The organism is Streptomyces sp. MA5143a, from assembly GCF_900290235.1.
Classification (GTDB): Bacteria; Actinomycetota; Actinomycetes; order Streptomycetales; family Streptomycetaceae; genus Streptomyces.
Map to the genome: position 1 here is coordinate 181,884 of NZ_OLMK01000068.1, position 14,461 is coordinate 196,344.

General features: G+C 73.0%; 13 protein-coding genes and 1 pseudogene. 10 read left to right on the forward strand and 4 right to left on the reverse strand.

Annotated features, from left to right (window positions below):
- Positions 1-59 precede the first annotated feature (59 nt).
- Positions 60-1,004 (reverse strand): NAD(P)/FAD-dependent oxidoreductase, encoded by a 945-nt coding sequence (locus SMA5143A_RS28100; protein ID WP_107465605.1) that lies wholly within the window; start codon positions 1,002-1,004, stop codon positions 60-62.
- Positions 1,005-1,081: 77 nt separating this feature from the next.
- Here SMA5143A_RS28100 and SMA5143A_RS28105 point away from each other — a divergent pair, with 77 nt between their 5' ends.
- The 6 genes from SMA5143A_RS28105 to SMA5143A_RS28130 all read left to right on the forward strand — a co-directional run bounded on the left by SMA5143A_RS28105 (position 1,082) and on the right by SMA5143A_RS28130 (position 6,434).
- The gene (locus tag SMA5143A_RS28105; RefSeq protein ID WP_107465606.1) at positions 1,082-1,681 is read left to right on the forward strand and encodes a helix-turn-helix domain-containing protein; all 600 of its coding nucleotides are present in this window, start codon (positions 1,082-1,084) and stop codon (positions 1,679-1,681) included.
- A gap of 104 nt (positions 1,682-1,785) precedes the next feature.
- Positions 1,786-2,763 (forward strand): NADPH:quinone oxidoreductase family protein, encoded by a 978-nt coding sequence (locus tag SMA5143A_RS28110; protein WP_107465607.1) that lies wholly within the window; start codon positions 1,786-1,788, stop codon positions 2,761-2,763.
- Positions 2,760-3,944 carry an acyl-CoA dehydrogenase family protein gene (locus SMA5143A_RS28115; protein ID WP_107465608.1) on the forward strand — a complete coding sequence of 395 codons (1,185 nt, stop codon included), beginning with the start codon at positions 2,760-2,762 and terminating at the stop codon, positions 3,942-3,944. Before SMA5143A_RS28110 ends, SMA5143A_RS28115 begins: the two co-directional genes overlap by 4 nt.
- Entirely contained in the window at positions 3,941-5,017 is a 1,077-nt protein-coding gene (locus SMA5143A_RS28120; protein ID WP_107465609.1) for an acyl-CoA dehydrogenase family protein, read from the forward strand. Before SMA5143A_RS28115 ends, SMA5143A_RS28120 begins: the two co-directional genes overlap by 4 nt.
- A gap of 241 nt (positions 5,018-5,258) precedes the next feature.
- Positions 5,259-6,134: a phosphatidylinositol-specific phospholipase C/glycerophosphodiester phosphodiesterase family protein gene (locus tag SMA5143A_RS28125; RefSeq protein ID WP_107465610.1), complete on the forward strand. Its 876-nt coding sequence runs from the start codon at positions 5,259-5,261 to the stop codon at positions 6,132-6,134.
- 105 nt (positions 6,135-6,239) lie between these two features.
- Positions 6,240-6,434: a hypothetical protein gene (locus SMA5143A_RS28130; RefSeq protein WP_099965186.1), complete on the forward strand. Its 195-nt coding sequence runs from the start codon at positions 6,240-6,242 to the stop codon at positions 6,432-6,434.
- Between the two features lie 27 nt (positions 6,435-6,461).
- Here the strand turns inward: SMA5143A_RS28130 and SMA5143A_RS28135 are convergent, their stop codons facing one another.
- The 3 genes and pseudogenes from SMA5143A_RS28135 to SMA5143A_RS28145 all read right to left on the reverse strand — a co-directional run.
- Entirely contained in the window at positions 6,462-7,691 is a 1,230-nt protein-coding gene (locus SMA5143A_RS28135) for a phosphodiester glycosidase family protein (RefSeq protein ID WP_375136552.1), read from the reverse strand.
- A gap of 57 nt (positions 7,692-7,748) precedes the next feature.
- Positions 7,749-8,123 carry a DUF779 domain-containing protein gene (locus SMA5143A_RS28140; RefSeq protein WP_107465612.1) on the reverse strand — a complete coding sequence of 125 codons (375 nt, stop codon included), beginning with the start codon at positions 8,121-8,123 and terminating at the stop codon, positions 7,749-7,751.
- Positions 8,124-8,226: 103 nt separating this feature from the next.
- Positions 8,227-9,405: pseudogene (locus SMA5143A_RS28145) on the reverse strand (pectinesterase family protein); the annotation flags it as partial.
- Between the two features lie 489 nt (positions 9,406-9,894).
- On the opposite strand from SMA5143A_RS28145, the gene SMA5143A_RS28150 reads away from it, so the two are divergent.
- From SMA5143A_RS28150 to SMA5143A_RS28165, 4 genes are all read left to right on the forward strand, one after another.
- On the forward strand, positions 9,895-10,908 hold the full coding sequence (locus SMA5143A_RS28150; protein WP_107465613.1) for a substrate-binding domain-containing protein: 1,014 nt from the start codon (positions 9,895-9,897) through the stop codon (positions 10,906-10,908).
- 324 nt (positions 10,909-11,232) lie between these two features.
- Positions 11,233-13,611 carry a sensor histidine kinase gene (locus SMA5143A_RS28155; RefSeq protein WP_107465614.1) on the forward strand — a complete coding sequence of 793 codons (2,379 nt, stop codon included), beginning with the start codon at positions 11,233-11,235 and terminating at the stop codon, positions 13,609-13,611.
- A 48-nt stretch (positions 13,612-13,659) separates the two neighbouring features.
- Positions 13,660-14,088: a roadblock/LC7 domain-containing protein gene (locus SMA5143A_RS28160; RefSeq protein ID WP_055514289.1), complete on the forward strand. Its 429-nt coding sequence runs from the start codon at positions 13,660-13,662 to the stop codon at positions 14,086-14,088.
- 1 nt (position 14,089) lies between these two features.
- Positions 14,090-14,446 (forward strand): DUF742 domain-containing protein, encoded by a 357-nt coding sequence (locus SMA5143A_RS28165; protein ID WP_107465615.1) that lies wholly within the window; start codon positions 14,090-14,092, stop codon positions 14,444-14,446.
- Positions 14,447-14,461 lie beyond the last annotated feature (15 nt).

Sequence of the window (14,461 nt, forward strand, 5' to 3'; positions counted from 1 at the left end):
TCGGGCCGATCGGTCGCGCCGTTCCCCGCGCCCCCGGCGTCATCCCTCGGCTCACGTGTTCACGCCGGTCGGTGTCTGTCCAGGTCTGTCATCAGGAGGTCTCCGTTGATCGTGGCTCCTGCTCGGTAGCCGGAGGAGGCCGCGTTGATGACCTGTTCGGAGAAGGCCATGGCGTTGCCCGCTGCCCAGATGCCGGGGATCGAGGTCTGGCCGGTCGCGTCCACCACGGGGTAGGCGCCGAAGGGCGTCTCGTGGAGGTCGGCGCCCAGGTGGTCGAGGAGGGCGGTCTGGGGGAGGGGACGGGGGGCGGCGAAGAGGACCTGGCGGGGGTGGGTGGTGCCGTCGGCGAGGCGTACGCCGGTGAGGCGGTCGTCCTCGGTCAGCAGGGCCGCCACCTCGCCGGGGACGACCGAGACACCGGCCGCGGCGAGCCGGCGGAGGTCGTCGTCGGAGAGGTCGGTCTCGGGGACGGTGTGCAGGAACAGGGTGACGTCCTTGGACCACTGGGAGACCATCAGGGCCTGGTGCACGCTCATGGGGGTCGTGGCGAGCACGCCGAACGCCTGGTCCCGCACCTCCCAGCCGTGGCAGTACGGGCAGTGCAGCACGTCCCGGCCGAAGCGCTCGGCGAGGCCGGGTACCGGCGGGAGCTCGTCCTGGAGGCCGGTGGCGACGACCAGGCGCCGGGCGTGGAAGGTGCGGCCGTCGGCCAGGGTCACCGCGAAGGCGGCGTCGTCCGCGTCCTCGTCGCGGGTGACGTCCACCGCCCGGCCCCGGACGAGGTCGACGCCGTAGCGGGCGATCTCCTCGCGGCCCACGGCCAGGAACTCCCGCGGCGGCATGCCGTCCCGCGACAGATAGCCCTGCATGTGGGCGGCGGGCGCGTTGCGGGGCTCCCCGGCGTCGACGACCAGGGTCCGGCGGCGGGCCCGGCCGAGGACCAGGGCCGCGGACAGTCCGGCCGCGCCGCCGCCGATCACGATCACTTCGTACTGCTGGGTCATGGTGACCACCTCCACGGACAAGGTCGCCCGAGAGCTGCCGTATTGACAAACCTCTTTGCCGAAACTGCAATGGCCGCATGAGTGAGAAGAGTGACGGGGCGGGCGGCACGGACGAGGTGCTCGCCGGGGTCGGGCCGAGGCTGCGGGCCCTGCGGAAGGAGCGCGAGGTGACGCTCGCGGGCCTGTCGGAGGCGACCGGGATCTCCGTGAGCACCCTGTCCCGGCTGGAGTCGGGGCTGCGCAAGCCCAGCCTGGAGCTGCTGCTGCCGATCGCGCGGGCCCACCAGGTCCCGCTGGACGAACTGATCGGCGAGCGGCCCGTCGGTGATCCGCGGGTCCGGTCCAAACCGATCGTGCGGCACGGGCGCACGTACTGGCCGCTCACCCGCCAGCCGGGCGGCCTTCAGGCCTTCAAGGTGCGCGTCGAGCCGGAGGGGCCCCAGGTCCCCGACCCGCGCACCCACGAGGGGTACGAGTGGCTGTACGTGCTCTCGGGGAAGCTGCGGGTGGTGCTCGGTGAGCACGACGTGGTGCTGACCGCCGGGGAGGCCGCCGAGTTCGACACCCGGGTGCCGCACTGGTTCGGGGCGGCGGGCGAGGCTCCGGCGGAGTTCCTCAGCCTGTTCGGGCCGCAGGGGGAGCGGATGCACGTCCGGGCCAAGCCCGCCCGCCCGTGACGCACGCTACTGTCCGCCGAGTGTTCCCCGGAGGGCAAGCGACCGCTTAGTATGCGGATGTCAGTCGACCCCGGTCCGACGAAGCAGTCCCGTGGAGGCACCGCATGCAGGCATGGCAAGTGCACGAGAACGGCGAGCCGAGCGAGGTGATGCGGCTCCAGGACGTGGAGCGGCCCACGCCCGGCGACGGCCAGGTCCTGCTGAAGGTGCGCGCCGCGAACATCAACTTCCCGGACGCCCTGATGGCCCGGGGCCACTACCAGGTCCGCCCGCCGCTGCCGTTCACGCCCGGCGTGGAGATCTGCGCCGAGACCGAGGACGGCCGCCGGGTCATCGCCACCCCGGCACTGCCGTACGGCGGTCTCGCCGAGTACGCCGTGGCGGACGCCGCGGCCCTGCTGCCGGCGCCCGACGCGCTGGACGACGCGGAGGCCGCCGCGCTGCACATCGGCTACCAGACCGGCTGGTTCGGCCTCCACCGCCGGGCCCGCCTCGAAGCGGGGGAGACGCTGCTCGTCCACGCCGCCGCAGGAGGGGTCGGCAGCGCGGCCGTGCAGCTCGGAAAGGCCGCCGGCGCCACGGTCATCGGGGTCGTCGGTGGCGCCGACAAGGCCGCCGTCGCCCGGGAGCTGGGCTGCGACGTGGTCGTGGACCGGCGGAGCGAGGACGTCATCTCCGCAGTGAAGGACGCCACCGGGGGCCGGGGCGCCGACGTGATCTACGACCCCGTGGGCGGCGAGGCCTACACGCAGTCGACCAAGGTCGTCGCCTTCGAGGGCCGGATCGTGGTCGTCGGCTTCGCCAGTGGGACCATCCCGAGCCCCGGCCTCAACCACGCCCTCGTCAAGAACTACGCGATCCTCGGCCTGCACTGGGGCCTGTACAACACCAAGAACCCGAAGCTGGTCCAGCACTGCCACGAACAGCTCACCGAACTGGCGGCGCGTGGCGTCGTCAGGCCCCTGGTGAGCGAGCGGGTGCCGCTCGACGGGGCCGCGGCCGCCGTCCAGCGCGTCGCGGACGGTGTCACCACCGGCCGGGTCGTCGTGGTGCCCGCACCGGAGAACGGAGCCGCAGCATGACCGACGCAGCCGAACTGAGGCGCCGCACCGCCGAGTTGCTGGCCGCGCACCCGCCCGCCACCACCGACCGGCTGGACTTCCTGCGCGCCCGCTTCGACGCCGGGCTCGCCTGGGTGCACTACCCGGAGGGCCTCGGCGGCCTCGGCGCCCCCCGCTCCCTCCAGGCCGTCGTGGACGCGGACCTGGCGGCGGAGGGCGCCCCCGACAACGACCCGCGGCGGATCGGCATCGGCCTCGGCATGGCCGCGCCGACGATCCTCGCCTACGGCACCGAGGAGCAGAAGCAGCGCTTCCTGCGGCCCCTGTGGACCGGCGAGGAGGTCTGGTGCCAGCTGTTCAGCGAGCCCGGAGCCGGCTCCGACCTCGCCGCGCTCGGCACCCGCGCCGTCCGTGAGGACGGGGGGGACTGGGTGGTCAACGGGCAGAAGGTGTGGACGTCCAGCGCCCATGTCGCCCGCTGGGCCATCCTCATCGCCCGCACCGACCCGGACGTGCCCAAGCACCGGGGCATCACCTACTTCCTCTGCGACATGACCGACCCCGGCATCGAGGTCCGGCCGCTGCGCCAGATCACCGGCGAGGCCGAGTTCAACGAGGTCTTCATCACCGACGTCCGCATCCCCGACTCCCGCCGCCTCGGCGACGTCGGCGACGGCTGGAAGGTCGCCCAGACCACCCTCAACAACGAACGCGTCGCCATCGGCGGTATGCGGCTGCCCCGCGAGGGCGGCATGATCGGCCCCGTCTCCAGGACATGGCGCGAACGGCCCGAGCTGCGCACCCACGACCTCCACCAGCGGCTGCTCAAGCTCTGGGTCGAGGCCGAGGCCGCCCGCCTCACCGCGGAACGGCTGCGCCAGCAGCTCGTCGCCGGACAGCCCGGCCCCGAGGGCGCCGGCATGAAGCTCGCCTTCGCCCGCCTCAACCAGGAGATCAGCGGCCTGGAGGTCGAACTCCGCGGCGAGGAGGGCCTGCTGTACGACGACTGGACCATGCGCCGCCCCGAGCTGGTCGACTTCGTCGGCCGCGACGCCGGCTACCGCTACCTCCGCTCCAAGGGCAACAGCATCGAGGGCGGGACCACCGAGGTCCTGCTGAACATCGTCGCCGAACGCGTCCTGGGCCTGCCCCCGGAGCCGCGCACCGACAAGGACGTCGCCTGGAAGGACCTCGCCCGATGACCGACCTGCTGTACTCGGAGGAGGAAGAGGCCCTCCGCGCAGCCGTCCGCGACCTGCTCGCCGACCACTGCGACGCGGCCGGAGTCATCGCCCGCGTGGAGACGGACGCCCCGCACGACCTGGCGGCCTGGAAGGCGCTCGCCGAGGGCATGGGTCTCGCCGGACTCCTCGTGCCCGAGGACCGGGGCGGCCAGGGCGCCACCCACCGCGAGGCCGCCGTCGTCCTGGAGGAACTGGGGCGCGCCGTCGCCCCCCTGCCGTACCTCACGAGCGCCGTCGTCGCCACCGAGGCCCTGCTGGCCTGCGCCGCCGACGACCTGCTCGCCGAGCTGGCCTCCGGCCGCAGGATCGGCGCCCTCGCGGTCGCGCTGAACGTCCCCGCCGGCGGCGCCTACAAGGTCGTACGGTTCGAGGGCGGCGCCCTGCACGGCGAGCTGACCGGCATCGCGGACGCGGCCGTCGCCGACGTGCTGCTCGTGCCCGCCGACGACGGCGGCCTGTACGCGGTCGACGCCTCCGCCGCGACCGTCACCCCGCAGCCGTCCCTGGACCTGACCCGGCCCCTGGCGACGGTCGCGCTCGACGGGGCGCCCGGCCGCCTCCTCGGCGACGCCGAACCCGCCGTACGCCGGGCCCTGCGCGCCGGGGCCGGGCTGCTCGCCTCCGAGCAACTCGGGCTCGCCGACTGGACGCTGACCGAGACGGTCCGCTACCTCAAGGAACGCAAGCAGTTCAACCGGCCCGTCGGCGGCTTCCAGGCGCTCAAGCACCGGCTGGCGCAGCTGTGGCTGGAGGTCGTCAACCTGCGGGCGGCCGCCCGCAACGCGGCCGACACGCTCGCCACCGGCGGCGACGACATCGACGTGGCGGTGGCCGTCGCCCAGGCGTTCGCCGCGCCCGTGGCCGTCCACGCGGCCGAGGAGGCGCTGCAACTCCACGGCGGCATCGGCATGACCTGGGAGCACCCGGTCCACCTGTACCTCAAGCGGGCCAAGGCCGACGCGATCGCGTACGGCACCGCGGGGGCCCACCGGGAGGCACTGGCCGAACTGGTCGACCTGCGCGCACCCTGAGCGGCCGTCAGCCACCGTCAGCCGCCGTCAGCCATCGACGGACGGCGCCACGGCAGCACGCGGCGGCGTGCGGCGGCGTGCGGAGAGCCCGTCCCACCTGGGGCGGCTTTTCCGCGCGCCCCGCGCGGACGGGGTGAACACACGACGGCGGTCCGGCCAACTCCTGTCCCGTACATGCTCTTCGCGCGGTACGGGACCCCATACTCGCTGGGGTCCCGTACGCCACCAGGGGAGGCAGAGCATGGCCCTCACCACCCGCCGCAGAGCCCTCACCACCCTCGGCGCCGCACTCGCCGGCCCGCTCGCCCTGCCCGCCGCCGAGGCCCTCGCGGCGCAGGAGCGCGGGCAGGGCCCCCGACCGCTGTGGCGGGCCCACGCGCACAACGACTACGAGCACCCCCGCCCCCTCCTCGACGCCCTCGACCACCGCTTCGGCAGCGTCGAGGCCGACATCTTCCTCGTCGACGGCCAACTCCTCGTCGCCCACGACCCCGAGGACCTCGACCCGACCCGCACCCTGGAATCCCTCTACCTGGCGCCGCTCGCCGCCCGCGTCCGCGCCCACCACGGCTCCGTGTACCGGGGACACCGCGGGCCGCTGCAACTCCTCGTCGACATCAAGACCGAGGGCGCCGCGACCTATCTCGAACTCCACCGGCAACTGCGGCGCCACCGGCCCCTGTTCACGACGTACGCCCACGGCCGGGTGCGCCCCGGACCGGTGACGGCCGTGATCTCCGGGGACCGGGCCGCCCGCGTCCCCATGGAGGCACAGACCGTGCGGCACGCCTTCTACGACGGGCGGCTCGCCGACCTGGTGAGCGCGACACCCGCGCCCGCCTCCCTCATCCCGCTGATCTCCGACAACTGGTCGCTGAACTTCACCTGGCGCGGCGCCGGCCCGTTCCCGGACGCCGAGCGGGCCAAGCTGCGCGCCATCGTCTCCACGGCGCACGGGCGCGGACAGCGGGTCCGGTTCTGGGCCACGCCCGACGTCGCGGGTCCGGACCGGGACGCGGTCTGGGGTGAACTCCTCGTCGCGGGCGTGGACCACCTCAACACCGACGACCTCGCGGGCCTCGAAGCCTTCCTCGACGCCCACCGGTCACAGCCCTAGCGACACCACACGTTCGGCGGACACGTCAGCCGCACGGACCAACCCTCCGCTACGCCACACTTGCGGCCGAATGCCGCGAAGTGGGCGTGGCGGAGGAGGTTGACGATGGCCATTTCCATCTCTGTGGTGCTGTTGCTCCTGATCCTGGCGGTGGTCTTCATGCGCAACGGCGCGCTGAAGCTCTCGCACGCCGCCATCTGTGTGCTGCTCGGGTTCTCCATGGCGAGCACGAGCCTGGCGCCGACCATCCACAACGGCCTCACGGCCACGGCGGACATCGTCAGCAGCCTCAAACCCTGAGCCGGGTCCCCGCCCGCCGCTCCGCCGTCACGGCTTGGTGAACACCCCGATCCCGTTCGGCACGGGGCGTTCCTCGCCCGCGCTGGGGTGGTTCCGTACGGTCACGGCGCTCTCGTCGGCGGCGCGGGCGACCAGGGTGGAGGAGCCGCCGCCGTCCAGGCTGAACGCGTCGTCCGAGCCCAGTCCCCGCATCACCTCCGCGACCTCGGTGACGGTGAGACCGGACCGGTGGGCGGGGGCGCCGTCCAGGGCGAGCAGCAGCAGCCGGTGGCCGTCCTCGGCGACACCGGCGGCCGTGCGCACCGCCGAGACCGTGTCGTCGAGGCCCGGCAGCGGTCGGCCGGACCGCAGGACCGGGTAGCCGCCGAGCGCGAAGGCGTAGGCGGTGCGGGCCGTCGCCGCCACCAGGCGGTGCCGTACCTGGACCGGGTCGCCGGGGGAGAGCTTGCGCAGCCACCGGGCGCCCGCCTCACGGCCGACGAGGACCGTGGCGCCGGGCGCGACGGCACCGCTGCCGGGCGCGGGCGCGACGGAGACCACCCGGCCGTCGGCGACCAGCACCTCGTGGACGTCGGCGCTGCACGGTGCCGCCCGGTCGGTGTCGGTGCCGCACACGGCTCGCTTCCGGGAGACGGTGCCCCAGTCGGAGGTGAACGCGCCGACGGAGCCGACCGGCAGGGCGTACTGGTTGAGGCCGCCGAGCGGGAGGGCGCCCCCGGCGGTGGTGACGGAACCGTCGAGGGCGATGCTGTCGAGGCGGGCCACGCCGTCGACCGTGACGCCGAGCACGTCCTTGGTGCCGGTGCCGGGCGGCGGGGCTGGGCCGAAGCGCTGGCCGTCCGGCACGGCGGCCTTGAGGGCGTGCCCGAGGGCGATCGCCGGGCCCACGGCGGCGCCCGTGGCGGTGACACCCGGATGCTGGACCTCGGTGATGTTGAAGAAGTCGCCGTTCACCCCCGCCACGGCACCCGCGGCGGTCGCCATCCGGGACACCGTCTGCCGTGCGGCCACCGCCCCCGGGTACAGCAGGCCGACGCCCACCCGGCGATCGCGCAGATCGACGCTCAGCACATGGGCGTGCGCCACACCCTGCGCGCCCGTCACGTCGAACTCCCTGTACGCGACGCCCGGCGCGAGGTCGGCGGCCCGGGGCGCGCCGGTGGCCGGCGCCGCCCCCACGAGGGCGGCGCCGGTGAGCACACTCCATGCCGCGAGAACCGCCAGAACCGTCCTGAACCGTCCGCCACGACGTGTCACGGTGCCCCCTGATGTCTCGTCAACCGTCCCAGGACCCAGGGGAAGTGCACCAGACGACTACCGGCCGGGCGGCGGCTCCGGGCCGACGACGCGGGAACGGATCAGGAAACGCACTCCTTCGGGTGCCTCCAGGGAGAAGCCGCTGCCCCGGCCGGGGACGACGTCGACGATGAGCCGGGTGTGGTTCCACACCTCGTACTGGCCGCGGGACATCCAGAAGCCCACCGCCTCGTCGACCCCGTCGACCTCCAGTTCCGCGAGGAGGACGTCCGAGTCCCCCGTACGGAACTCGCCGTCCGGGTAGCACATGGGGGCGCTGCCGTCGCAGCAGCCGCCCGACTGGTGGAACATCAGCGGGCCGTGGGCCGCCCGCAGCCGCCGGAGCAGGTCGGCGGCCGCGGGGGTCAGCTCTACACGCGGGACCACATCCATGGCCGCAGTCAACGCCCTGTCAGGTTGCGAGGACGTTGCGGGCCGCCCCGTCACGGCTGTCACGTGCGGGCCGCGGGGCCCGGGGCTCCTCGGCCGGGGGGCGTCAGGCGCCGGGCGTCCAGCCGGCCAGCCAGTCCGCGATCTCCTGGTCGGCGGCCTGCGCGTCGGTCAGATGCGGGCGGTCACCGCTCGCGCCACCCGCGCCGGGGCCCTTGTTCCTGTACTCGGCGAAGCGGTCGTCCTTCCAGGAGAAGCCGCTCATGTCGGTCCACGGGGTGGTCTTCACGGCGGCGCTGAGAGTGGTGTCGCGGACCGTCGTCTGCGGGTCGAGGGAGGCGTCGCCGCCCGCGTGCCAGGGGCGCCCGAGGTAGAAGCTCCGGTCGGAGACGTCGCCGTTGACGGTGGAGTTGGCGATGAGGATGCCCTTGCGGCCCGCGGCCGTGCTCGGGGCGGTGATGTAACCGGCCGAGGTGCCGTTCCAGCGCTTCTTGAGGGTGATGACCGACCGGTCGATGACGGCGGTGGCCCTGCCGAAGATGAAGTCGACGTTGCCGATGACGTAGGAGTTCGAGACGTGGACACGGCCGAGCCTGTCCTTCGACGCCGTGTCGAGCAGCAGGGTGTCCTGGTCGCCGGTGACGATGACGCCGTCGAGGACGACCTTGTCGGCGGCGGTGCGCAGGGCTACCGCCTGGTGGCCGTCGAGGGACTGGTGGGCGGCCTCGTCGAAGTCGTTGGAGATCGTCAGGTTGCGGGCCTGGAAGTCGTCGGCCTCGACGGCGACGGTGGCACTGCCGCCGGTGCCGTAGGTGCCGCCGCCCGGCTTGGGCGTGCCGGACGCGTTGTTGTAGACGATCACCGTGTCCTTGCGGCTGGCCCCCGAGCCCTGGATGGTGACGTGCGGCTTGTTGGACGGGACCTTGACGAGCTCCCGGTAGGTGCCCGGCTTGACCGAGACGACCACCCGCGAGGGGTTGTTCGCGGGCACCGCGTCCACGGCCTTCTGCACGCTGGTGAACTGGCCGCTGCCGTCCTTGGCGACGGTCAGCGTGGTCACCGCGGCGGCCCTCGTCGCGGCCGTCGTGCCGATCGAACTCCCGTGCCCCGCAGCGGACTTGAGGAGGCCGGGCGCATCAGCGGCCTGGTCGAGGGTGTACGGGTAGTACGCCTTCGGGGCGAAGGCGGTGCCGCCGCTCTCGGGGCGGCCGGAGGCGCCCGAGAAGACGTTGCCGCGCGCGTAGTCGCCGTATGACGAGGCGATGTCGGTGCCGGAGACGTCCTCCTCGCCGAACGCTCCGAGGACGGAGCCGTACGCCATGGTTCCGGCGGCGGTCAGGGCCAGGGGGAGGCCGGCCGTGAGCGCCTTCCTCCTCCTGCGGTGGCGGGCCTTGCTCCGGGTCTCAGTCACGAGTCGCTTCCCTTCCATGCGGGGGATGGCCGGTCAGCCGAGCAGTCGCCGCCGCGGGGGAAGAGGTTGCCGCCCTTCCGGGCGGGTTCCGGCCATCCGGAGAAGGCCCGACAGGACGGGGGAGTTGGCCGGATCCGAGCGGAGCCGGATGTGCGGAATTCCCGTGGGTGACACGTGTGCGCCGGTCGCGTCCGACCTGTCACAGCAGTACATCGATTTCGATGGTCACTTGACTACCGGGCGTCACACGCGATTGGCTCCGCCCAGCGAAAGTCAGCCAGTCGCCGCACGTCAGCGCGGTATCGCCGTGTTTTCGCCTCCCCGACGTCCCGCCTTGGTCGCACAGCGAGGTGCCGCACCCTCATGAACCCAGCCCCCGCCGCCCGCCGTTCCTCCCTCCTGTTCCGTGCCGCGGTCCTCGCCGCCGCCCTCTGTCTCACCGTCACCGGCTGCTCCGTCCTCACGGGCGCCGACTCCGACACGGGTGACGGAGCGTCGGGCGGGTCGGGCGGAGGCGGGATGAAGGTCGCCCTCATCGCCCACGGGGCGGAGGGGGACGTCTTCTGGGACCGGGTGCGCAAGGGCGCGGAGGCCGCGGCGGCCAAGGACGGCATCGACCTGACGTTCGTCAGCGACCCCGACGGGGCGGGCCAGGCGAAGCTGGTGCGGAACGCGATAGCCGACAAGGTCGACGGGATCGCGGTGACCCTCGCCAAACCCCGGGCCATGCGCGGCGCGGTCGCCGAGGCCCGCGCGGCCGGCATACCCGTCGTCGCCCTCAACTCCGGTATCGACGCCTGGCGGGCACAGGGCCTGCTGGGCTTCTACGGCCAGGACGAGTCCGTCGCCGGACGGGCGCTCGGCAAGGAACTGGACGCCCGCGGCGCCCGGCACGCCGTCTGCGTCATCCACGAACGCGGCAACGTCGCTCTGGAGGCCCGCTGCGCCGGCGTCCGCAAGACCTTCGGCGGACAGACCGAGAACCTCTACGTCGACGGCGCCGACATGGGCCAGGTGACCGGTGTGATCGCCGCGAAGCTCCGTCAGGACCCCTCCATCGACGAGGTCGTCACCCTTGGCGCGCAGTACGCGCTCGCCGCCGTCGAGTCCGTCAAGGACGCGGGGGACCGGGCCGACGTCGCCACCTTCGACCTCAACGCGGACATGGTGAAGGCCGTCAGGAGCGGCGCCGTGCAGTTCGCCGTGGACCAGCAGCCGTACCTCCAGGGCTACCTCGCGGTCGACGGGCTCTGGCTCTACCGCACCAACGGCAACATCAGCGGCGGCGGTGTGGAACCGGTGCTCACCGGCCCCGCGTTCGTGACCAAGAAGAACATCGCCGGGATCGAGAAGTTCGCCGCCAACGGCACCCGCTGACGCGATGCCGACGCCCCGCGTGGACACGACGCGAACGGTGCGCCCGCACACCGGGCGCACCGCCCTCACCCATCCGCCGCGACCATCGAACGGAACTCTCCGTTCGGACACGGGTTCGCCACGGATCCCAACCATCCGGAACGGTCCGGTAACGGCGGCACCAAGCTTTGGACCTCCCCGGACGCACGCCTTCACTTGTGCGGATAACATCCTGCGCATCCCCTGTGCGCCGTACTGACGGGTGGCCACCCACCACCCACCACTCGCCGCCCCAACCCGCTCCCCAGCTACCCTTCCGCTCCCCGCAACCGCCCAAGGACGACGATGCCCTCAAGGACCGGCGCCCGGCGCCGTCTCGGCTCCATACGTCTCTCGCTGATCCTGCTGGCTCTCATCCCCAGCGTCACGCTCACCGCGAGCTGGGCCATGACGACGACGCAGATGTTCTCCGAGGGGCTGCGGCTGCGGGCGCAGACGGGGCTGAGCAAGTCCACCGGCGCCATGGGCACCGAGGCCACCCTGGCCCTCCAGCGGGAGCGGGCCCTCTCCGCCGCCTACATGGCCGCCCCCGGCAGCTCCATGGCGGCCCTGGAGGAACAGCGCGGGAAGACGGACACGGCGGTCACCCGGCTCGCCGCGAAGGCGGACGCCATCGAGGACGCCCCCGACCGCATCGGCGAGCGGCTGTACTCGGTGATGGCCGGCTCCGGCAGCCTGGAGTACTACCGGGGCCAGGTGGACAACCCCACCGACATCACCCCCGAGCAGATCCTGGACCAGTACACCGAGATCATCGACGGCCAGATCCACGCCTTCCAGGAGCTGTCCCAGGTCGACGACGGCGATCTCACCTCCCAGGCCGGCCCGCTCGTCACCCTCGAACAGGCCGCGGAGCTGGTCTCCCAGGAGGACGCCCTCCTCACCCTGAACTGGCCCGCCGGGGAGCTCGACGACGCCTCCCGTCAGCGTTTCGCCCAGGTCGTCAACGCCCGGCGCTGGCTCGTCGACAACCAGCTCGTGCCCTCCCTCGAAGGGGAGGTGAAGAGCGAGGTCGAGCGCATCGTCCGGGACAAGGACTGGCAGAACCTCCAGGCGGTGGAGGACCAGGTCCTCTCGGCCCACGCCACCGGCACCGGCAAGAACCGCAGGACCGCGCTGCCCGACTCCCAGGACCGCTGGGACACCGCCATGACCAGCCTCTCCGTCCAGTACGAGAAGCTGATCCGGGAACAGACCAGCGCCCTGCTGGACCGCAGTGGCGCGGAGGCCCGCGGACTGCTCATCAAGGCGGGCTCGCTCAGCGCCGCCGGGCTCGCCGCGCTGCTGCTGTGCGTCGTGATGTCGTGGCGCATCACCCGCTCCCTGTCGCTGCGGCTGCGGGGCCTGCGGTCCGCCACCCTGAGCCTCGCCCAGGAGCGGCTGCCCGACGTCGTCGCCCGCCTGGAACGCGGCGAGAAGGTCGACGTCGACACGGCGGCGGCCCCGCTGGACTACGGCACCGACGAACTCGGCCAGGTCGCCAAGGCGTTCAACGCCGCCCAGCGCACCGCCGTGCACACCGCCGTCGAACTCGCCGACACCCGGCGCGGCTTCCAGCGCGTCATCCTGGGTATCGCCCGGCAGAGCCAGAACCTGGTCAACCTCCAGCTCACCAAACTCGACAAGCTGGAGCGCCAGCACCAGGACCCGGAGATCCTCAAGGGCCTGTACGAGCTGGACTCCACCGCGAGCCAGCTGCGCCGCTACGAGGAGAACCTCGTCATCATCAGCGGTGAGCGGCCCGGCCGTACCTGGACCGAGCCGGTCGCGCTGATCGACATCCTGCGCAGCGCCGTCGGCGAGGTCGCCCAGTACCAGCGCGTCGAGGTGCACACCGAGGACGACGTGTGGATCGCCCCGCCGGCCGTGGCCGACGTCATCCACCTCCTCGCCGAGCTGATCGACAACGCCACCTCGTACTCGCCGGCCCCCAGCCCCGTGAGCGTGCGCGCCGCGATCGTGGCGAAGGGCCTGGCCCTGGAGGTCGAGGACCGCGGCCTCGGCATGTCCGAGGAGGACTACGAGGCGTTCAACGCCCAGCTGGCGGTGCCCCCGCAGTTCGACGTGGTGGCCCTCGCCGACGACCTCCGGCTCGGCATGTTCGTCATCGCCCGGCTCGCCACCCGGCACGGCATCGCCGTCACCCTGCGGGCCTCGCCGTACGGGGGCACCACCGCGATCGTGCTGATCCCGCACGACATCGTCGCCCACGAGGCCCCCGAACCCGAGACGGACGGCGCCGACGAGGACGAGCCGCCCGCGCGGTCCTCCCTCGTGGCCCGGCGGGTCGCCGCCGTCGAGCCCGAACCCGTACGGGCCGAGCCCGAGCCGGAGGACCGGCCCGCCGCGTCCGTCCGGACCCCCGGGGCCCCCGCGAACGGCACCGGGAGCGCGGCCCGCACGTCGGCCCGGACGAACGGCGGCCGGATCCCGCTGCCCCGGCGGGTGCCGCAGACCAGCCTGGCGGCCGAGCTGAAGGAGGAGACGGCGCCCTGCCCCGACGGGGACGACGACTTCACGGCGGAGCGAGCCGCCTCCTCGCTCGCCGGTTTCCAGCGCGGAACACTTCAGGCACGTGACGACGAGGCGGAACCCGAGTACGAACCGGGGGAGGAATCCGCACCCGTCGACCCGAAAGACCGGATCCCCGCCTCCGGCACCTGACGTCCCCATCGCCTCCCCCGCCGCAGCCCGCTCATGAAGGACACACAGATGACACGCCCCATCCCCGCCACCCACAGCCAGCTCGACCAGCTGCTCACCGGACTGGTGGACCGGGTCGCCGAGGTCGACCACGCCGTCGTGCTCTCCGAGGACGGGCTGGTCGTCAGCAAGTCCACCGCGTTCCTGCGCGACGACGCCGAGCGGCTGGCGGCGACCGCGTCCGGGCTGATGAGCCTCAGCAAGGGCGTCAGCATGGACTTCCGCGGCGGTCCCGTGCGCCAGCTGCTCATAGAGATGGGCAACGCCTTCCTCATCCTCACCAACGCCGGGCCCGGCGCCAACCTCGCCGTGCTCACCCGGCAGGGCGCGGACGTCGGCGTGGTGGCGTACCAGATGAACATGCTGGTGAAGAAGATCGGCGAGCACCTCAGCGCGGCCCCGCGCGCGGGCGTGGTCGTCGCGGACAGCGGCGAGTGAGGTGAACGGAGGCGACGCGGCGGGCCGGCTGGTTCGCCCGTTCACCCTGACCGGCGGCCGGACCAGACCGAGTCGGAGCGACTTCACCCTCCTCACCACGGTGACGGCGGTGGACCCGCAGCCCGACGGCGGGGCCCGGCCGCAGCCCGAGCACACCAGGATCCTCAGACTCTGCGCCGAGCCGATCGTGGTGGCGGAGCTGGCCACCGGCCTCGACCTCCCGGTGAGCGTGGTGGCGATCATGCTCTGCGACCTGCTGGAGGCGGGCCGGATCACCGTACGGCAGCCGCGGCTGATCTCCCGCACTCCCGACCTGGACCTGCTGAAGAAAGTGAGGGACGGCCTTGGCCGCCTCTGACCCCACCCCTCAGGG

Bases quoted from the DNA above. Each gene is read 5' to 3' on its own strand.
- SMA5143A_RS28100 (WP_107465605.1), bottom strand. From the start codon at position 1,004: ATGACCCAGCAGTACGAAGTGATCGTGATCGGCGGCGGCGCGGCCGGA.
- SMA5143A_RS28105 (WP_107465606.1), top strand. From the start codon at position 1,082: ATGAGTGAGAAGAGTGACGGGGCGGGCGGCACGGACGAGGTGCTCGCC.
- SMA5143A_RS28110 (WP_107465607.1), top strand. From the start codon at position 1,786: ATGCAGGCATGGCAAGTGCACGAGAACGGCGAGCCGAGCGAGGTGATG.
- SMA5143A_RS28115 (WP_107465608.1), top strand. From the start codon at position 2,760: ATGACCGACGCAGCCGAACTGAGGCGCCGCACCGCCGAGTTGCTGGCC.
- SMA5143A_RS28120 (WP_107465609.1), top strand. From the start codon at position 3,941: ATGACCGACCTGCTGTACTCGGAGGAGGAAGAGGCCCTCCGCGCAGCC.
- SMA5143A_RS28125 (WP_107465610.1), top strand. From the start codon at position 5,259: ATGGCCCTCACCACCCGCCGCAGAGCCCTCACCACCCTCGGCGCCGCA.
- SMA5143A_RS28130 (WP_099965186.1), top strand. From the start codon at position 6,240: ATGGCCATTTCCATCTCTGTGGTGCTGTTGCTCCTGATCCTGGCGGTG.
- SMA5143A_RS28140 (WP_107465612.1), bottom strand. From the start codon at position 8,123: ATGGATGTGGTCCCGCGTGTAGAGCTGACCCCCGCGGCCGCCGACCTG.
- SMA5143A_RS28150 (WP_107465613.1), top strand. From the start codon at position 9,895: ATGAACCCAGCCCCCGCCGCCCGCCGTTCCTCCCTCCTGTTCCGTGCC.
- SMA5143A_RS28155 (WP_107465614.1), top strand. From the start codon at position 11,233: ATGCCCTCAAGGACCGGCGCCCGGCGCCGTCTCGGCTCCATACGTCTC.
- SMA5143A_RS28160 (WP_055514289.1), top strand. From the start codon at position 13,660: ATGACACGCCCCATCCCCGCCACCCACAGCCAGCTCGACCAGCTGCTC.